This is a genomic window from Halorubrum lipolyticum DSM 21995, assembly GCF_000337375.1.
Taxonomy (GTDB): domain Archaea; phylum Halobacteriota; class Halobacteria; order Halobacteriales; family Haloferacaceae; genus Halorubrum; species Halorubrum lipolyticum.
Genome location: NZ_AOJG01000003.1, coordinates 1 through 16998, shown reverse-complemented (window position 1 = coordinate 16998; position 16998 = coordinate 1). Strand labels below are relative to the sequence as shown.

Annotated in this window: 21 protein-coding genes and 1 rRNA gene; 10 read left to right on the top strand and 12 right to left on the bottom strand. The window is 66.1% G+C overall.

Annotation, left to right across the window (positions count from 1 at the left end; all coding sequences use genetic code 11):
• Nucleotides 1-50: 50 nt before the first annotated feature.
• The 8 genes from C469_RS01165 to C469_RS01135 all read right to left on the bottom strand — a co-directional run bounded on the left by C469_RS01165 (nucleotide 51) and on the right by C469_RS01135 (nucleotide 5693).
• Nucleotides 51-719: a helix-turn-helix domain-containing protein gene (locus C469_RS01165; protein WP_008003082.1), complete on the bottom strand. Its 669-nt coding sequence runs from the start codon at nucleotides 717-719 to the stop codon at nucleotides 51-53.
• A gap of 275 nt (nucleotides 720-994) precedes the next feature.
• Nucleotides 995-1309 carry a DUF7130 family rubredoxin-like protein gene (locus C469_RS01160; RefSeq protein ID WP_008003081.1) on the bottom strand — a complete coding sequence of 105 codons (315 nt, stop codon included), beginning with the start codon at nucleotides 1307-1309 and terminating at the stop codon, nucleotides 995-997.
• 31 nt (nucleotides 1310-1340) lie between these two features.
• Nucleotides 1341-1541 (bottom strand): hypothetical protein, encoded by a 201-nt coding sequence (locus C469_RS01155; protein ID WP_008003080.1) that lies wholly within the window; start codon nucleotides 1539-1541, stop codon nucleotides 1341-1343.
• A gap of 129 nt (nucleotides 1542-1670) precedes the next feature.
• Nucleotides 1671-2210 carry a metal-dependent hydrolase gene (locus C469_RS01150; RefSeq protein ID WP_008003079.1) on the bottom strand — a complete coding sequence of 180 codons (540 nt, stop codon included), beginning with the start codon at nucleotides 2208-2210 and terminating at the stop codon, nucleotides 1671-1673.
• 109 nt (nucleotides 2211-2319) lie between these two features.
• Nucleotides 2320-2916, bottom strand: coding sequence for a 20S proteasome A and B subunits (locus C469_RS01145; RefSeq protein WP_008003078.1), 597 nt, complete (start codon nucleotides 2914-2916; stop codon nucleotides 2320-2322).
• 245 nt (nucleotides 2917-3161) lie between these two features.
• Nucleotides 3162-4175 (bottom strand): hypothetical protein, encoded by a 1014-nt coding sequence (locus C469_RS01140; protein WP_008003076.1) that lies wholly within the window; start codon nucleotides 4173-4175, stop codon nucleotides 3162-3164.
• The gene (locus C469_RS16985) at nucleotides 4172-4336 is read right to left on the bottom strand and encodes a hypothetical protein (RefSeq protein ID WP_008003075.1); all 165 of its coding nucleotides are present in this window, start codon (nucleotides 4334-4336) and stop codon (nucleotides 4172-4174) included. The genes C469_RS01140 and C469_RS16985 overlap by 4 nt, the downstream gene beginning before the upstream one ends.
• A gap of 82 nt (nucleotides 4337-4418) precedes the next feature.
• Nucleotides 4419-5693: an AI-2E family transporter gene (locus C469_RS01135; RefSeq protein WP_049910893.1), complete on the bottom strand. Its 1275-nt coding sequence runs from the start codon at nucleotides 5691-5693 to the stop codon at nucleotides 4419-4421.
• A 478-nt stretch (nucleotides 5694-6171) separates the two neighbouring features.
• Between C469_RS01135 and C469_RS01120 the strand changes: the two genes are divergently transcribed.
• The 9 genes from C469_RS01120 (at nucleotide 6172) to C469_RS01085 (ending at nucleotide 12364) form a co-directional block, all read left to right on the top strand.
• Nucleotides 6172-6414, top strand: coding sequence for a hypothetical protein (locus C469_RS01120; RefSeq protein WP_008003073.1), 243 nt, complete (start codon nucleotides 6172-6174; stop codon nucleotides 6412-6414).
• Between the two features lie 114 nt (nucleotides 6415-6528).
• A complete protein-coding gene (locus C469_RS01115; RefSeq protein WP_008003072.1) occupies nucleotides 6529-7278 on the top strand; it encodes a GNAT family N-acetyltransferase in 750 nt (249 codons plus the stop codon).
• Between the two features lie 62 nt (nucleotides 7279-7340).
• Nucleotides 7341-7661: a DUF5789 family protein gene (locus C469_RS01110; protein ID WP_008003071.1), complete on the top strand. Its 321-nt coding sequence runs from the start codon at nucleotides 7341-7343 to the stop codon at nucleotides 7659-7661.
• 85 nt (nucleotides 7662-7746) lie between these two features.
• Entirely contained in the window at nucleotides 7747-8724 is a 978-nt protein-coding gene (locus C469_RS01105) for a hypothetical protein (protein ID WP_049910890.1), read from the top strand.
• A gap of 123 nt (nucleotides 8725-8847) precedes the next feature.
• Nucleotides 8848-9657 (top strand): diadenylate cyclase DacZ, encoded by an 810-nt coding sequence (dacZ, locus tag C469_RS01100; protein WP_008003069.1) that lies wholly within the window; start codon nucleotides 8848-8850, stop codon nucleotides 9655-9657.
• A 5-nt stretch (nucleotides 9658-9662) separates the two neighbouring features.
• A complete protein-coding gene (locus C469_RS01095; RefSeq protein WP_008003068.1) occupies nucleotides 9663-10451 on the top strand; it encodes a mechanosensitive ion channel family protein in 789 nt (262 codons plus the stop codon).
• A 431-nt stretch (nucleotides 10452-10882) separates the two neighbouring features.
• Nucleotides 10883-11281, top strand: coding sequence for a hypothetical protein (locus tag C469_RS17430; RefSeq protein WP_241429970.1), 399 nt, complete (start codon nucleotides 10883-10885; stop codon nucleotides 11279-11281).
• Nucleotides 11278-11553: an ATP-binding protein gene (locus C469_RS17425; RefSeq protein ID WP_241429969.1), complete on the top strand. Its 276-nt coding sequence runs from the start codon at nucleotides 11278-11280 to the stop codon at nucleotides 11551-11553. The genes C469_RS17430 and C469_RS17425 overlap by 4 nt, the downstream gene beginning before the upstream one ends.
• 142 nt (nucleotides 11554-11695) lie before the next feature.
• Nucleotides 11696-12364, top strand: a complete 669-nt coding sequence (locus C469_RS01085) for a GNAT family N-acetyltransferase (protein WP_008003067.1) — start codon at nucleotides 11696-11698, stop codon at nucleotides 12362-12364.
• A 198-nt stretch (nucleotides 12365-12562) separates the two neighbouring features.
• Here C469_RS01085 and C469_RS01080 read toward each other — a convergent pair whose 3' ends face one another.
• Complete coding sequence (locus tag C469_RS01080; protein ID WP_008003065.1) at nucleotides 12563-14158, bottom strand: sensor histidine kinase; 1596 nt, start codon at nucleotides 14156-14158, stop codon at nucleotides 12563-12565.
• A gap of 81 nt (nucleotides 14159-14239) precedes the next feature.
• The gene (locus tag C469_RS01075; protein WP_008003063.1) at nucleotides 14240-15127 is read right to left on the bottom strand and encodes a DMT family transporter; all 888 of its coding nucleotides are present in this window, start codon (nucleotides 15125-15127) and stop codon (nucleotides 14240-14242) included.
• 152 nt (nucleotides 15128-15279) lie between these two features.
• On the opposite strand from C469_RS01075, the gene C469_RS01070 reads away from it, so the two are divergent.
• Nucleotides 15280-15588: a hypothetical protein gene (locus C469_RS01070; RefSeq protein WP_008003061.1), complete on the top strand. Its 309-nt coding sequence runs from the start codon at nucleotides 15280-15282 to the stop codon at nucleotides 15586-15588.
• A gap of 39 nt (nucleotides 15589-15627) precedes the next feature.
• Here C469_RS01070 and C469_RS01065 read toward each other — a convergent pair whose 3' ends face one another.
• Together C469_RS01065 and rrf are read right to left on the bottom strand one after the other, a co-directional pair.
• The gene (locus C469_RS01065; protein ID WP_241429968.1) at nucleotides 15628-16500 is read right to left on the bottom strand and encodes a DUF7504 family protein; all 873 of its coding nucleotides are present in this window, start codon (nucleotides 16498-16500) and stop codon (nucleotides 15628-15630) included.
• Between the two features lie 179 nt (nucleotides 16501-16679).
• Nucleotides 16680-16809 (bottom strand): 5S ribosomal RNA (gene rrf, locus C469_RS01060).
• Nucleotides 16810-16998: the final 189 nt, after the last annotated feature.

The window sequence follows — 16998 nt, the reverse complement described above, 5'->3', positions numbered from 1 at the left end:
TAACAGTCGCGCGGGAGGTCGGCCCGCGGGCACCGACGTTCCTCGCGGTGTCACCTGACGACGTCGGCCGGTTGATCGTCGATCATCAACGTGTCCCGAATGAGGGCGTCGATACCGCGTCGCAACCGCTCGGAGAGCGCCTGATGGGAGATCCCCAGGTCCGCGGCGACGTCGACGAGCTCGACCCCCCGCGGGACCGCGTAGAACCCCTGCTTCCAGGCGGCCGTCAGCGCCTCGAACTGCGCGTCGGTGAGTCCGTAGCGGCCCGCCGGTTGGCCGCTCATCTCGCGGATCGCGAGCATCTCCAGATCGATGTCGTGCTCCGTACAGTGGGCCATCGTTTCCCTCACGCCGTCGTGAGTCGGGAACATGAGACGAACGATCCAGCGCCCGTCGCTCGTCGTCGCCGTCAGGATCGTCGCCTGATTCGTCACGAGCGTCTCGAGCAGGCCCTGGACGTTGTTGATCCACTTCATCCGATACAACCGCCGATCGGCGTGCTCGGAGAGCAACTCGACCTCCTCCGTCGTGGGATCGGCCGCGAGGACCGTATCGAGGTAGTCGTGATCGGCCGCGCTCGCCCAGATAAGGGGCATCACGCTGGTCTCGCACGTCTCGACCACCCCCTCGACCTCGAAGCTCGCCTTCGGAACCGACGACAGCGTCTCAGAGAGAACGAACTTTTCGTGGGGCAGAGCGGCTGACAGTAACGTGACCATGACGGTCGCTCACTTCCCTGACCCACATATTAAAATAAGAGTATAGTTCACAATTAAATCACGTTATCCGTGTACTAATCTGACCAGTACGAGAACCGGGGAGTCGTCTCGGAGACCGTCCCCGCGGGTTCCGTGATTCCTCGGGATTCGTCGCACGGGGCGACGCCGCGGTCCGATCGCGGCGTGGGTCAGTCCGATCGCGGCGTGGCACGGTCCGCTCGCGATCCCGTCAGCGACCGTGTCGTACTCCCGTCGCCGAGCGCGTCGTCCCCCCGTCAGTCCTCTTCGATAGCGGCGATCGCTTCCTCGGGCGCGCCGCACGACGGACACCGGTCCGGCATCCCGCCCTCGAGGTCGCCCATCTCGCCGCACTCTCCGCACCGCCACATGAGGTACCCCTCACCGAACTCCTGTCCCGGAATGGTCTCCGCGTGGTCCCCGCCGGTCGACCCGCTCTCTCCGGTCGCGACCTCGAACCCGTCGGCGGTGTACCCGCTGACCCGTCCGAGCACCCGCCCGTCCTCGCCGTACACCGTCTCGCCGGGGGCGACGGCCTCGCCGCCCGGGTCCGACCGCGTTCCCTCGCTCATGCTCGGCACCTCCGCGGACCGGACGCCGACCTCATCGCAGCCTCCGGTAGAGTCGGCCGAGGACGGAGGCGACCACGCCCAGTCCCGGCACCCATATCGACGCGACGGCCGCGCCGAGCAAGAGGACCCCCATCCGGACGTCCCGGCGGGCGAACGCCGCAGCGGCGTCGAGCAGGGTCGATGCGATTCCCAGTCTCTGTAGCGTTCGTTTGCCGAGTATCGATCGTATCACACTGTAGGTACCGAGTCGACGTACAATAGCGGCGGGCCTGCACTCGCAAGTGCTTTGGCGCGGACGCACCCCGTGAGCAGGCCGATTTGGACCGGGCGCGGCCCCCCGGGCGGCGCGTCGTCGGGCCACTCACTCCGACGGGGACCGACCGCCGACGTACGCGTACAGCACGACGTTGACGAGGACGCCGGCGGCGAGAAGTCCCCAGTTGACGACCGGGTTGTTGTACCAGACGAGGTCGACGCCGATGGACCCGTGGTAGAGCGGCCAGAGCGGTTCGATGGAGTCGGCGATGTCCGGCGCCGAGAGCATGTCCGCGAAGACGTGGGCGAGTCCGGGGATCCAGACCGCCAGGAAGCCGAACCGGACGCTTCGGGCCGCCGCCTCCGGGGAGAGCCAGTCCGTGTCGCCGACGACCGCCTCGACGAGTTTCCCGACGACGGGGCCGAGAATCGCGGCGAAGAGCGTCACCGCGAGTATCGTGTGAAACACCCCGTGGTGTTTGATCGTCGGGAACACCCCTTCGAGGACGAGGTCGACGTCGGGCAACATCCCGAAGGGAACGGCCGCGACGAGGAACGTCACAGCCGTTCTCCGAGAGTCGAGGAGGAACCACGCCGGCGCGAGCCAGAGCAGCGCCATCCCCAGGTGGCCGGTCACGTCTACCATACGATCGATGTCTCCGGGGCGGTCGACCCGCGTCGTTCGGAGCGCGGCGCGGACGGGCCGTCGAGGGGGTCCGGAGCGACACCGATCCGGCTCGCGGAACGGCTGTCCGTCACGGTTTCGCCTCCGACTCGAAGCGGCGCACGCCCCGCTCGGTCCGGTCGGCGCTGCCGAGGGACCAGACATCGAGCTCGCCACCGGTGTCGACGTCCCGTTCTATCGCCGTCTCCAGCGCGTTCCGCGCTACCGCGGCGGGGTCGTCCGTCGCCTCCCCCGGGGTGGACGCCTCCGGGGCGAGCGCCTCCGGCAGTCCGAGGACGATCCGGCTCCCGGTACCGAGGGCGACCTCGTCGCTGTCGAGCACGCGACCGTCGGCGGCGACGTGCCGGAGCCCCGCGGCCCCGCCGTCAGCGCGCGCGGCGACGACGGCGTCGACGCCCGCCCTCCGCGTCACTCGGGCCGCGAGACGAGCCGCGGCGTCGACGTCGAGGGAATCGTCTCGCTCCGGCCCGCGCTCTCGAAGCGCGGTCTCGAACCGCTGTCTGAACTGCTGGACCGCTCCCGACTCCCCGCCCACGCCGACCCCGACGCCCCCGAGATCGAACACGCGTCGGAACTGATGCGACGACACCGCCTCGCCGTCGACGATCCGGGTGTCGCCGGCGATAGCTACCCCCGTCGACGTCTCGACCGCGACAACGATACTCACCGTTGAGTGTGCTACTCTTAGTCGGATAACGCCGCTGCCTGCGTGTGCGGGGAGCGACCGGGGGCGCCGTCCCCGTGGACGCGTCGCTCACGGTTATTTAAATATCGAATTGTCATCACCGGTCTACACCATCCACTCCCGCGATCGATCGTCACTGTGTCTGTACTGAGCGATCGCGGGTGACACGGCAACGAGAGGAGGTTCAACAGCGCCGGTCTCGGCAACGCCGGTCGCGGCCCGCACCGTCACAGAGAGAACGGCCCCGCTCCGGCGGTCCGTTGGGCGACCGTCGTGAGCCGGAGCATGTACGCGGTCAACACGAGGAAGGGGGCCAGCGCGACCGTGAAGACGGTGGCGACGAAACTCATCAGCGGTGGGAGACCGAACACCCACGCGTTGGGCAGGAGCTCCGCGTTGATCGCGAGGATGGCCGACGCGGTGACGAGGATCGACGGCAGCGAGACGACGAGGAGCGTCCGGGACAGCTGGGACACCTCTCGGGTGTAGTAGAGCGTTTTGAAGTACTCCTTCCCGGTCGCGAACAGTCGGAACGCCTGGACGAGCTCGTCGAGCTGCTCGCCGAACGTCTCCGGCAGTTCGTTTCCGTGGGAGCTCCGCAGCGTCCGTGAGCGGTCCATGAACGTCCCGTAGTCCGCCTCCAGCCCGAGCCAGAGGATACCGAACTCCGTGCGAGAGGCGCTGTCGACGTGGTCAGCGAGCGGTTCGACCGTTTCGATGACCTGGTCGACGTACTCCGTGATGTCCCCGGTTAGCTCCTCGTCGCTCCCCGTGGCGACCTCGTCGAGGGCGACCGCGCGGTCGTGAATGACCGACGCCATGAGGTTGAGGAACGAGGTCGGATCGGTGGGGCTCTCGCCGCTCTCCGTCAGTCGGCCGATGTCCTGTCGGAACTGCATCACTCCCTGGATGCGATTTCCCTGCGTCTCCACAGACGTGATGTCGTGGGAGAGGACGGTCGAGTTGATCGAGACCACGATCGACACAAGCAGGATGATACCGCTCAACAGCGAGCTCAGGATCGTCTGGACTGCGGGCGTCTCCGTGAGGACCCGCTGCATCTCGAAGGGCCAGACCCATCCGATGAGCATGAGCGCCGAGAACATCACCGTCAGCAGCGCGCCGGTGACCGCGAGCCGGTTGGCCTCCAGCACGATCCACCGGATCACGTGGACCCGGCCGTTTCTCCGCGGGACCGGGAACCAGTCGCGGAGGCCCCAGTAGCGGTCGACGACGCTCATGAGCGCTTCGCGGTGAACCCGACGACCGCGCCCGCTAGAGCGGTAACCACCGCCTCTCGAAAGCCGTCCGTGTTCGTCGTCGCGCGCGCCCCGACGCGGATTCCTGTCGCGCCGACGAGCGGACCCGCGAGGAACGCGCTCGGCGCATCGACGACTGCCATGGGGGCTACGCGGCTCTGAAAGACATAAGACCGCGGCTTGCTGGTGCAAACCGATTTATAAATGCAGTCCGCTCTTGCGGTCTCAGCTCTCGTTCGGGTCCGGGTCGCGGTCGGATTCGGGCTCCGGAGCTGACTCGGACCCCGGCGTGAGATCGGAATCGGGCTCGGACTCGTCGCCCTGGAACTCGTCTCGCTCGGCTCTCGCCTCCTCCGGGTCCGTCCCGATGTGCTCCGCGACGGTCGCCTCGGGCCGGAGCGGCTCCCCGCTGAGCAGCTCCGGCAGAACGATCCGGACCGCCTCGAGGACGAGGACGAACAGGATCGGCATGAGGAAGAACCCGTACCACCCGAACAGGATCGGTCCGAGCAGGTAGGCGAACAGCAGCGCGATCGGGTCGATCCGTCGTCCCGACAGGTAGGGTTGCAGAAACGACTGCGGCAGGACGTCCAAGAGGAGCACGTAGGCCACGAGCACGACCCCGACGAACACGAGACTCCCCTGGCCTTGGTCCGTGCTGACGGCTTGGAAACCGAGGGACGCGACGATGGGGATGTAGACGATTTTGCCGACGACGACGGGGATCAGGCTCGCCAGCCCGGTCAGGAATCCGGCCACGAGCACCATCGGCACTTGGAGACCGGGCGGCGCCACGAGGTTCGTCGCCGCGTACGTCGCGGTCGCCAGGATCGCCGAGGCGACGACGAACAGCAGATTACCGAAGAACACCGACTCCAGGTCGGCGTCGACCGCGATCGCGTAGGCGTACGCCGTCGAGTCTCGCCCCCCGATCAGCTCGGTCACGGTCTCAGAGACGTCGGCGTCGTTGGCGAGCAGGTAGTACGCCAGCGTCGTAGCGAGGCCGAGCAGGAACAGCCCGCCCACGACCCCTTGGAGCGCGGTCAGGGCGCTCCCCACGTTGGACCAGACCGATCCGCCCGCGTCGAGGATGGACGAGGGGTTCGACAGCAGCGACACCAGCTGCTCGCGCTGTTCCGCCGAGAGCGCATCGACGCCGGTGATTCGGGCGATGAGCGTCCCGACGTACTCCCCGCCCTCGAACTGGCGCTGGACGGCCTGGAACAGACGGAGCCCGACGGCGACGAACAGCAACAGGATCGGGACCAAGACGGACAGCGCCGTGAGTGTCGCCGCGAGCCGGCGCGAGTCCGTTACCGACCGGAGCCGGACGCAGATCGGGCGGGTGGCGTAGTAGCCGAACAGCCCCAAGACGACGATCCCCACGAACGAGCCGACGACGTACGCGACCGCCGCGCCGAGCAGGAGGACGAACACCCACCAGCCGAGGCGGCTGCGGGGCGGTAGGCGGTCTCCGAGCCCGCTCGTACCTTGGTCCATGTCACCACCCCTGTGACCGGCGTCCCGCCGGCGAGTCGGACGGCGGTTCCGGTCCGACCGCCGTCCCGGTGACGTGCGGCGACGCGAGGGACCGCTCCGCGTCGCCACACCGGACCGCCACCGGTGCCGGGCACAGTCCAATTCCGTGCCGGTTGTCGAGCCGGACAGTCACTCGGCGACGGTCGTCGTCCGGATCCATCGCACCGATCAGAGACACATCAAACATCTTAAGTATTTGAACGCCGATGTTCTTGAACCTTGTGCGAGAGGAGCTGATACCCGCTACTCGGGCCGAATCGCGGCGTCGTATCAACGGCTTGCTCTCGCAAGCCGACGAAGTGACTCTTATGGTATACTTTCGTGGCGTAACAACGAGACCGACATCGACGGTCGAGTTCCTCGGCATCTACGTCCGTATATACGCCTAGCAGGCGCAAGCAGAACGGTTAGTCTTGAGAGCGTCGTTTGCCTGATCGCTATGAACGACGCGATCACACTGACGGAGGACGACGAGGGCAAGGACGTGGTGAACGCCGACGGCGACTCGATCGGTCGCGTCACCAGCGTGGAACACGGTACGGCACACATCGACCCCGATCCGAGCTTAACGGACACGATCCGATCCAAACTGGGGTGGGGCGAGGCCGACGAGAACAACTACCAACTCGACTCCGCCAGTATCGCGTCCGTCTCCGACGACGAGATTCACCTGGATAGGTGACCTCGCCTACCGAACGTCACCGGCCCGTCTTCAGTTGAATTCCCTTTCAGTGCGAGACTTCGATGTGTCGACGTACACCACGGAATAAATGATGGTTCAAAAACATCCAATCGTATGAACGTTCGCCCCGCAGAGTCGGCCGACCGAGAACAGATCCGATCGATTGCACGCGACTCGCTGCGATCGTCGTACTCGCTCAGTCCGGACCAGATCGAGACGATACTCGGAGAGGAGTTCGACGACGCGTCGCTGGCTCGCTTGCTCGACGACGCGGAGACGACGGTGCTCGTCGTCGAAGAGCCGGTCGACGGTGCGGAGACCGTCCGCGGGTTCGTCACCGTCGAAGCCGGCACGGAGGCGACGATCCGGTGGCTCCACGTGGATCCGACCGCACGGGGCGGAGGTGCCGCCACGGCGCTGCTCGAGCGCGTCCGCGAACGGTACGCCGACAAGCCGATCGCGGCGTGTATCCTCGACGAGGCCGTCGAGGGCGGCGAGTTCCTCGAGGGGTTCGGCCTCAAACAGGGCGGACACGATCTGCTGCTGATCGGCGGCGAGGAGTTCGCGGTCACCGTGTTCACGGAGGGCCAATCGACGGAGACGTCGACCGAACCGACCGTCGCAGTCCCGGAGTCCGTCACGGTCGACGAGGCGGACCGACCCGTGGATCGCGACGAGAGCGTTCCCGGCAGTGAGGCCCCGTTCTTCACCGTGTACACTGCGGACGACGAGGAGGACAGGTACGGGTACTTCTGCTCGCAGTGCGGCGGGACGAACGTCTCCGTCGACGGCCTCGACAGGCTCGAGTGCGGCGACTGCGGCAACACGCACCTGGCCGACGAGTGGGACGACGCATATCTCTGAGCACCCCCGACCCGGCAAGCGCCGGCACAGAGGGTAAATGGCTCCGGCACCGCTTTCCGGGAATGACGACCGATCAGGACGACGGTGGACGCGAACAGGGCGTGGAGTTCGGTCCCCTCGGGGACGATCTGAAAGACCAAGAGTACCCGATCGACAAGGAATCCTTGCTGGAGCGCTACGGGGACCGCGAACTGGGACTAGGCGACGACACGACGACGCTCCAGACGGTGTTAGCGGCCCAGGGGGAAACCACCTACGAGTCGGCCGACGACGTGCGTCAGAGCATCATCGGGATGGTCAGCGACCAGGCGATCGGCCGGAAGAACTACTCGGACCGCGGCGGTAGCACGGCCGCCGAGGCGGGCCACGACGAGTCGGCGTAGGCGGCCGGTGTCGTACCATCCCGGCTGGAACGGGTCACCCTCGCCACAGCGGAGAGAGCGGTACTGATTCAACGCCTTGCCTAGTATGGATCCCGAAATTCGGACTGAGAGTTCCGTATACGAGAAAACCGCTCGGGAACGCCTGACGTCGTGGGTGCTCATCGAGGGCGATCGACGCCTCGTCGCGAGCGGTATCACCGTCGGTATCACCGGAATCGTCGGCGCGCTACTCTGGGGCGGCGTACTCGCTGTGGGATCGGACAGCGCCGTCGACTCGCTCTTTTCCAGCGGTCTCACCGCCGGCGTCATAACGCTAATTACGATCTCTCTTTCGATAAATCAACTCGTTATTTCCCGCGTGTTCGGGACCGTCGAATCGCTGACAGACCGCCTCGACGCCGCGCGTGAACTCCACGAGGAGGTCGCGACCCTCGCGGGGCGGCCGTCGAGTCCGAACGACCCGGCCGCGTTTCTCTCACTCATCGCCAAGACGCTGCACGTCCGGGTCTCAACCCTCCGTGAGATGAACGAGTCCGGCGATTGGGACCCACCGAGCCAGGTGACGAGCGCACTTCGCGACATCGGCAAGTACGGGGAAAACATCGATTCGTGTCTCGAAAACAACATTCAGGTCAACGCCGTCCTCACCATCCTCTTGGGAACTGAGTACGCCGTGAACCTCAGAGCGGTCCAACATCTACAAAACAGGTACGTCGAGTCCCTCCCGGACGCCGTTCAGGCGGAGTTTCAGGCGATCGAGACGCTGCTCGAATCGATCGCCGTCGTCCGGCAGTTCTACAAGACGATCGCCCTCCAACAGGACTTCGCGGAGCTCTCGCGGATGATCGTCTACACCGGGCTGATCGCGTTCGTCACGGCGATCGTACTGACACTCGTCTATCGGGAAAATGCCGTGATGATCCCCACCTCAACGCTTCCCGTCGTCGTCACTCTGGGTATCGGTATTGTCACCGCACCGCTGACGCTTTTCGTGTCGTACATCCTTCGCGCGGCGACAGTCGCCCGGCAAACCGTCTCGGTCGGTCCGTTTATCCCGCCGTGACGGTCGAGCCCCTCGCCTCGCGTTCGACGCGAGTGTCGGTGACCGCGGCCGTCTTCGCCGAGCGTCAGACGCACGCACGACGCCGACGCAACGACTATACGTCGTCCGAGAGACCCTGAACTAATGGGCTCGCTCACCGACCACCTGTCCGATCTCGTCGAGGACGCGGACGCGGTGCTGCTGTTCTCGCCGACCAGTTCGTTCCACGATCGGTTCGAGGACGGCGACACGGAGGTCGTCGTCGTCGCGCCAGACAACGACGTCGACGCCGAGGTGTTCGTCGAGCTCCCGCTCCCGTTCGACAACGTCAAAGACCGGATCCGGTTCGGGATCGAGGGGGCGATGGACGCCGACCTCGTCACCGAGGGCGACGAGGTCGTCTGCATCGCGTCCGTCTTCGACGGCGGGTCGGACGCCGTGGTCCGCGTCACCGTCGACGAGACGGTTCACACCGGTATCTACGGCCTGTTCGTCAACTCCCGGGCCGAGCCGAGCGTGATCCGCGACGTGTTCGAGGTCGCTATCGAGCTCGGGCAGAAGGGACAGAAGGGGAAGCCGGTGGGCGCGCTGTTCGTCGTCGGCGACGCGGGGAAGGTGATGAACAAGTCCCGCCCGCTGTCGTACAACCCCTTCGAGAAGTCGCACGTCCACGTCGGCGACCCTATCGTCAACGTCATGCTCAAGGAGTTCTCGCGGCTCGACGGCGCCTTCGTCGTCTCCGACTCCGGGAAGATCGTCTCCGCGTACCGCTACCTCGAACCCGGCGCGGAGGGCGTCGACATCCCGAAGGGGCTCGGCGCGCGCCACATGGCGGGCGGGGCGATCACCCGCGACACGAACGCGACCGCGATCGTCCTCTCCGAGTCGGACGGGCTCGTGCGGGCGTTTAAGGCGGGTGAACTCGTCTTGGAGATCGATCCGGAGGAGTACTGATCTCCATGTCCGCGGTATCGACATCCCTCTCCGAGTTCGTCGCCACGGTCCCCGACCGGTTCTGGCTCGCCCTGTTCGTGCTCCTCCTCGGCCTGATCGCGGCGTATCTCGTTGGAGCGATAAATCGGCGGCTGCTGACCCGGGCCGGCGTGCCGGAGGCGATCGAGGGGACCGCCTTCGAGCGCACCGTCCGGGAGTTCAACACGTCGACCGTGCGGATCCTGGCGCAGCTGTCCAGCTACTTCATCCTCGCCGTCGCGGTCATCGTCGCCCTCACTGTCGCCGAGCTCAACTACCTCGACCGGTTCTGGTCCTCGGTCGCCTCCTTCCTCCCGCGCCTGTTCGTCGCCGCCATCGTCATGATCGTCGGCGTCGTCGTCGGCGACAAGGCGGAGCTGCTCGTCGCCGAGCGGCTCCGCGGGATCAAGCTGCCCGAACTCGGCGTGTTGCCCCCGCTCGTGAAGTACAGCGTCGTGTACGTCGCCGCCCTCGTCGCGCTCGGGCAGGTCGGCGTGCAGACGCTCGCGCTGATCGTGTTGTTGGGGGCGTTCGCGCTCGCGGTGGTACTGTTCGCCGCGCTGGCGACGAAGGACCTCGTCGCCTCCGCGGCCGCCGGCGTCTTCCTCTTGCTCCGGCAGCCGTACGGAATCGGCGACGAGGTGCGCGTCGCCGGCGAGCGCGGGATCGTCCAAGAGGTGGACCTGTTCGTCACCCGCATCGAGGCCGACGGCGAAGAGCACGTGGTACCGAACCACTCGGTGTTCCGCGACGGGATCGTGCTGATCCGGGAGTGAGCGGCGAGACGCGACTCGCAAGGCGTGTCATTTGAAATTGCCTACTAGCCACGTTAATTATACACACATTGTTGCTACAGCCAACAGATTCATGAATGATCGAGTCTATTTAATTTATAAAAAATACTGTTCATGCGAGACTCCGAATCGGTCAGGCTCCCGCCGATCCTCAGCGATCTGCAGGTGGGAATCAACCTCCATGACCCGGAGACTACACCGCACCCTCGACCCGGTTCTCTCAGGAGGAGGCGGCCCACAGAATCCGGATCGCGACGGACGGCGACCGACAGGAGTTCGACTGGCAGATCCAGCGGGAGAACGACGAGCTGCGCTGGATCCGTGTCCACCTCAGTCCCACCACGATCGGGAGGCGGTCGTGTGTCATCTCCGAGGTGCGAGACGTCACCGAGTCTCGGGCGCGAGAGCGCCGGTTGCGACTGCTCAGCCGGGTCATCCGACACAACCTCCGAAACAAGACGAACGTGCTCATGGGGTACGCCGACCGAGTGAGGCAGGCCGTCGAAGACGAGACGCTCGAACGCGAGATCGAGACGATCCTGAACATCACGACCGAGGTCGGGGGGTTGAGCGATTCGGTCAAACAGATCGAAGAGATCGCCGAACCGACCGCGACGCAGCGCTCGCCGACCGACCTCCGGCAGGTCGTTCGCGCGCTGGTCGAGGACGCGAGGGCCGAGTATCCCGCGGCGGATATCGAGGTCGACGCGCCGGAAGAAGCGTGGGTCATCGCCGACAGCGGGATCCGGTACGCCATCGAACACGCGCTCCGGAACCGGTCGAGCACAACGACCGGGGGTCTCCGTCGGTGACCGTCTCGGTGGTCGACGTGGAAGCGAACGCTCAGGGGGCGGTCCGCATCGCCGACGACGGCCCGCCGATTCCCGAGACGGAGATCGACGTTCTCCAGGAAGACGTCGAAACCAGTAGCACGTTTCACGGGACCGGCGTCGGACTGTGGGTGATGCAGTGGGGCGTCGAATCCCTCGGCGGCGTCCTCTCGTTCGAGGAGACCGCCCCGCGCGGAAACGTCGTCTCCATCTCGCTTCCGAAGGCCACCGAGCCGCCGTCCGGCGACGAGTAGTCGCCGTCTCGAGGGGTCGCGACCCGTCGTACTCGGCGCCCTCTCGCCGCGCCACCGCTCGTCCGCAGTTGTGACTCCACCCGTTCCCACGCCGTGGGAGCACCTATCACGATATAACCCTGTGGCCGACCGAGGGTCACCTATGAGCCACGACGCCACCGCCGCCTGCGACGGCTGGGACGGCAGCGAGTGCGAGGGAACGGTCCACTGTCCGCCGCGCTGTCCGCGCTTCGTGGACAAACAGGGGGCTCGGTGGACTATCCGCTCCGCGGTCCGGGAGGACGCCGCGGCCCTCGCGGAGATGTACGAGTGTTTCGGGACGGCGGACCGCGCGCAGGGCCTCCCGCCGGTGGCCCGGAGCCGTCGAGCCGACTGGCTCGACTCGATGCTGGACGAGGGGAGCAACGTCGTCGCCGAGCGCGACGGCGAGCTGTTCGGTCACGCCATGTACACGCCGACCGACGCGGCCCGCCCCGAGCTCGCGGTCTTCGTCCACCCCGCCATGCAGGGGCGCGGCGTGGGGACGGAACTCTGCCGACACGTCATCGCCGACGCCGACGCCGGAGGGCGCGAAGGGCTCGAACTCCACGTCGAGAGCGGGAACCGGGTCGCGCGGAGCGTCTACCGGACCGTCGGCTTCGAGCTCGCCGACCGTAGGGGCGACATCCGGATGACGCTCGACCTCGACGATCCGATCGCGACCGCGGTCCGCTGGCCGCCGCTCGCCCGCGAGGGGTCGGCCGAGCCGGTCCCGCGGGAGGCGACTCCGACGGAGTTCGACGGAGTGCGGGCCGCCGGTGCCGACGACTAGCGGGGGGTCTCGTCGGTGCCTTCGAGGCGGTGACGCGTTTTTTCCGGGTCTGGTCGAGACGGATACCGCGGCGATCGATTGCGAGAGTGAGCGACGGCGTCTTTCATTTATAATGGAACGAGGCGGTGGCGCGTGCTGTCGACACGCCGCCGAGAACCGAGACACGACCGATCGAACGGCGATGAACGACTCCCCTACTCAAACGGGTCTCGTCGCCGTTCCCGTCCCGAAGGAGACCTCGAACACGGCGCCGCCGTCGTTGTGAACGTCCACCTCCCAGCCGTGGGCGTCGACGATGCGGTCGACGATCGCGAGCCCGATACCCGAGCTCCCGGCCGTCGAGAACCCGGCGTCAAAAAGAGAGTCGCGTACGTCAGGCGGAACGCCCGGCCCGTCGTCGGCGATGTACACCCCGTCACCGGTCTCGCCCGTTCGAGAACCGATCTCGATGGCGACACCCGGACCAGCGTGGTCGACGGCGTTCCGGAAGAGGTTCTCGAAGGCCTGCCGGAGTCGGGTCGGATCCGCTGACACCCGACCGAGATCGTCCGCGACCGTCAGCGTCGCGTCGGGTGCGCGGACTGTCTCCCAGGCCCCCTCTGCGACGCGGGCCACCGAAGTCAACTCGATCTCCCCGATCGCGTTCCCGCGTCTCGCCAACATGAGTAAGTTATCGATGAGCGTTTCCATCCGCGTCACCGCCCGATCCATCGGTTCGTACGTCGACGCCGGGACCGTTCCCTCGACCAGTTCCAAGTACCCCGAAAGCACGTTGAGCGGGTTCCTGAGGTCGTGTGAGACGACGGAGCTGAACTGCTCGAGTTGCTCTGTTCGACGGCGGAGTTCGAGCCGACGGTCGTTGCGCGCGATGGTGTATGCGATCAGGTCGCCGAACGTTCGATAGAGGTCGACCTCCTCGTCGGTCCACACGCGGCGCGCGTCGGCCTCGAAGGCCAACACGCCGACCAGATCCCAGTCGACGACGAGCGGAACGTGAACGGTCATCGGCGGTTCGGCCTCCGCCGCTCTCGACGCGTCGCCTTCGGCTACCGCGCCCTCGACCGACAGCGGCGGAGCCGCCGACCGAACCGCGTTTTCGAAGGTCGAAAGCCGTTCGGAGCCGGGAAATTCGTCAAACGAGCGCACCGCGGTGTCACACCCACCGGGACACCAGGCGTACGCGGGGTCGAACAGCTCCCCGCCCTCTTCTCGGAGATAACAGACTATCCGGTCGAGTTCGGCGTGCTCGCCGACGTTCTCTATGGTCCAATCGATCTTCGTGTCGACCTCATCGGAGCGCGTGCTCATCAGCGTCGATCCGGAGTCCAACAGGACTTCACGGAGTCTGGCGGCGTCGTCCGACCCGAACCGAACCCGTTCCGGTTCCACTACGTCGAGCAGCCGCTCGACGAGCGGATCGGCCTGGGACCCCGAAATCGGAGCATCCGGCGGCGGTCCGGTAACGACATCGGCGGCGCCGGCCCGGAGCGCGGTACGGAACGCCTCGGTAGTCACCGTGTCGAGAGCGACGATGACGGGAACGCTCTCCGGCGTCGCGGCGAGCCGGTCTGCGACCGACGCCTCCGCAGCGGCCCCGGTGGTCGTGACGATACCGCAAGCATCAGCCAGCGGCTGCAGTTCGACGTCGTCTGTCGCCTCAATCAGCGCGTCCGTAGCTGTCGCTCGGTAGTCCGGAGCTCCTTCCTCCCCCCACGCGGTCTCGACCGCACGTGACACGCGCGTCCGCATCTCCGGATCGTCTCCGACGTACGTCACGGCGGAACGGCGGTGCATATAGCGAGACGACGCCAACCGCATTTGAAGTTTGACCCGCAGATATCGGCTTCGAGAATGTCTCGCCGCCCCTCGATGGATTCACGTCCGGCTGGCCGTCGCAGTAAGAACGATTCCGGCGAGAACGACGGCGCCTCCGACGAGTGTGAACGTCGTCGGGGCCTCCGCGAGGAACACGAACGCGAGAATCGTCGCCCCGACCGGCTCGCCGAGCAGTGATACGGACACGACGCTCGACTCGAGATGTGCGAGCGCCCAGTTGAGCACGGTGTGACCCAACAGCCCCGGGCCAACGGCGAGGCCGACGAAGATCGCCCATTCGCTCGGCGGATACCCCGTCAACGCGTGGCCTTCCACCGAGACGATAACGAGAAGCGAGAGCGTACAGGCCCCGTATACGACCACCACGTAGGGGACCAACGCGACCCGTTGGCGGATCGACCGACCGGCAAGTACGTATCCGGCCGCCATCACCGCACCGAAAAGCGCCAACCCGTTCCCGTACAACGGTCGCGGTCCGACCAGCACGCCGCCGAGGAAGTCGCCGAGCGACATCGCCGCCATCCCGGCGATGGCGACCGCAATACCCACGCTCATTCGGAACGTCACGCGCTCGCGTAACAGGAGCCACGCTCCGAGCGCGACAAACACCGGCTGCGCCTGGACGAGCGTGACGCTCGCTGCGACGCTCGTCCAGGCGAGGCTCTCGAACCACGCCGCGAAATGCAACGCGAGTGCGATTCCCGAAAGCGTCGCGAATCCGAGGTCCCTGCGGGTGATGCCAGCGAGCTGCGTTCGATAGCGCCAGAGCGCGACCGGGGCAAGCGGCAGCGTGGTAAACAGCACTCGGTAGAACGCCGCGACGGAGCTCGGGGCGTCGCTGAGGCGGACCAGAATTGCCCCGCCGCTCACGGCGGTCACCGCGACCACGAGTCCGACCGTCAGCGAGACACGCGGATCCGTCGACATCCGTTCGACTCGTCGGTTCCAACCCCTCCGGGTTACCGGTTTCGGGACGCCCCGACGTGGAACGTAGCGACTAGATCGCACGACAGAGCCGACGGGGAGTCCGTATCGACCCGTCCGACGGGCCTTTAGAAACGGAGACCGAAAGATGGCACATGTGTGCAGACACGTTCGGGGTCGGGATTCATCTCACCGAGGAGGAGTTTCAGTTCGTCGTCGGTGTTCCGTCCGACGTCGACTCCGGCTGGACCGACCCGGAGGAGTTCCAGTCGCTCGTCGCCGAGACGGTCTGGGAGCGACTCGATCGGCAGTCCGTGTTCGAGACCGTCGCTGACAGCTTTCGAGCCGGTGAGACGGCGACACTCGGGACGGTCACGCTCGAGACCGACGGCACCGTGGTCTCGTACGATCTCGGAACTCCCGAATCCACTAGGGAAGACACCGAGGAGGGCACCGACCCGTGAGGCGATCGACACCGTGGTCAGCCGGGAAGCGCCCCGTCGTCAGTCGGCAAGCGCCCCGTCGTCCCCGCCGAGCGTAAGCGTCGCCCCGACCGCCCACAGACGCCCCGGCCTGTACGCGGTAAGATCGTACCGCGTCGGGCCGACCGTCTCGCTCCACGTGTCCAAGACACCGAGCGTGACCAGCCCCGAGAGCGCCGCCCCGAGCGTCCGCGGCGTCGTCTCCGACTCGGAAAGCGCCGCGTGGACCTGCTTCGCCTGCGGATAGTTCCGTTCGCACCGCTCGATGCCGGTCCGCGCATCCGCCCAGTGACGGCGAACGTAACCGAACGTCGTCGGGTCATCTTGTCGAAGTCTCTCGAGGACTGCGGCGACCGAGTGATCGATCCGATCGACATCGTCGACGGGATCGAACAGCGACGCGACAGACGGCGCCGTCCGCTCCGTGAACGAGCAGCCGATCACGACGCTACCCGCACACCCATCGAGCTGAGCGCGTACCCCCTCGACAAGCTCGACCACCACGTCTCGGCCCCGCTCGGCCAACAACGGTTCGATATCGTCGATAATCACGGCGAGTTCGAGCCCGCGAGCATCGCCGAGGTGGTCTGCAACCGCATCGAGGATTTGCTCGATGTCTATCGGCGCACCGAGCACGGTATACGCGAGCTGCCGGTCCGGCACGACTTGGGTCGTGGTCGCGGCACCACGCGTGCGATCGCTTGCAGAAATGATCGCCTCCCGATCCGGTGACGTACCAGCAGTCCGACGCCATCCGCGTCGCCACTCCTCGATCCCCGTTCCGAATAATACCGAAATAACCCGTTCCGGCACAGGACCGTCACGGACCGGTGGCTGTCCGCGATCAGACACGCGCACCGCGACCTCGCGGCTGGAGTGCGTCGAAACGGGCATCGTTACGTTCCCTTCATCCACAACGCGCATAAACTTATGGGGATACGACTCAATATTGAGAATTTCAGCGAGTGAAACGGGTGCACGTGCGGGTTGGCGCTCCCGCTCGCTACATATGAAAACAGCCCACGGACGCGATGTCCGTGGGCTGGTGGTGGGAGATCTCTCCCGGATGAATGGGCAGGCGGCGAACCGCGGTTCCCAGAGGATCGCTCACTCCAGTACTTCCCGGTACGCTGGTGGGCTTAACTTCNTAACTTCCGTGTTCGGAATGGGTACGGGTGTGTCCCCACCGCTCTGGCCGCCTTTATGCCGACTCTCGGTCTCGAACCGAGACTCTCTCCACACTCTGTGGTGAGAGACGCCTGTGTCGGTGGTTCCGATCTCGCGATCGGCCAACCGTGTATGCGTGCGATCCAGTTACCGCCTGAACTCATACGAACTGTGGTGTCAGTGCCGTATGACTGTGGCTTCGGTCTGTTAGTGCTCGTGGACTCA

Bases quoted from the DNA above. Each gene is read 5' to 3' on its own strand.
- C469_RS01165 (WP_008003082.1), bottom strand. From the start codon at position 719: ATGGTCACGTTACTGTCAGCCGCTCTGCCCCACGAAAAGTTCGTTCTC.
- C469_RS01160 (WP_008003081.1), bottom strand. From the start codon at position 1,309: ATGAGCGAGGGAACGCGGTCGGACCCGGGCGGCGAGGCCGTCGCCCCC.
- C469_RS01150 (WP_008003079.1), bottom strand. From the start codon at position 2,210: ATGGTAGACGTGACCGGCCACCTGGGGATGGCGCTGCTCTGGCTCGCG.
- C469_RS01140 (WP_008003076.1), bottom strand. From the start codon at position 4,175: ATGAGCGTCGTCGACCGCTACTGGGGCCTCCGCGACTGGTTCCCGGTC.
- C469_RS16985 (WP_008003075.1), bottom strand. From the start codon at position 4,336: ATGGCAGTCGTCGATGCGCCGAGCGCGTTCCTCGCGGGTCCGCTCGTC.
- C469_RS01135 (WP_049910893.1), bottom strand. From the start codon at position 5,693: ATGGACCAAGGTACGAGCGGGCTCGGAGACCGCCTACCGCCCCGCAGC.
- C469_RS01120 (WP_008003073.1), top strand. From the start codon at position 6,172: ATGAACGACGCGATCACACTGACGGAGGACGACGAGGGCAAGGACGTG.
- C469_RS01115 (WP_008003072.1), top strand. From the start codon at position 6,529: ATGAACGTTCGCCCCGCAGAGTCGGCCGACCGAGAACAGATCCGATCG.
- C469_RS01110 (WP_008003071.1), top strand. From the start codon at position 7,341: ATGACGACCGATCAGGACGACGGTGGACGCGAACAGGGCGTGGAGTTC.
- C469_RS01105 (WP_049910890.1), top strand. From the start codon at position 7,747: ATGGATCCCGAAATTCGGACTGAGAGTTCCGTATACGAGAAAACCGCT.
- dacZ (WP_008003069.1), top strand. From the start codon at position 8,848: ATGGGCTCGCTCACCGACCACCTGTCCGATCTCGTCGAGGACGCGGAC.
- C469_RS01095 (WP_008003068.1), top strand. From the start codon at position 9,663: ATGTCCGCGGTATCGACATCCCTCTCCGAGTTCGTCGCCACGGTCCCC.
- C469_RS01085 (WP_008003067.1), top strand. From the start codon at position 11,696: ATGAGCCACGACGCCACCGCCGCCTGCGACGGCTGGGACGGCAGCGAG.
- C469_RS01080 (WP_008003065.1), bottom strand. From the start codon at position 14,158: ATGCACCGCCGTTCCGCCGTGACGTACGTCGGAGACGATCCGGAGATG.
- C469_RS01075 (WP_008003063.1), bottom strand. From the start codon at position 15,127: ATGTCGACGGATCCGCGTGTCTCGCTGACGGTCGGACTCGTGGTCGCG.
- C469_RS01070 (WP_008003061.1), top strand. From the start codon at position 15,280: ATGTGTGCAGACACGTTCGGGGTCGGGATTCATCTCACCGAGGAGGAG.
- C469_RS01065 (WP_241429968.1), bottom strand. From the start codon at position 16,500: ATGCCCGTTTCGACGCACTCCAGCCGCGAGGTCGCGGTGCGCGTGTCT.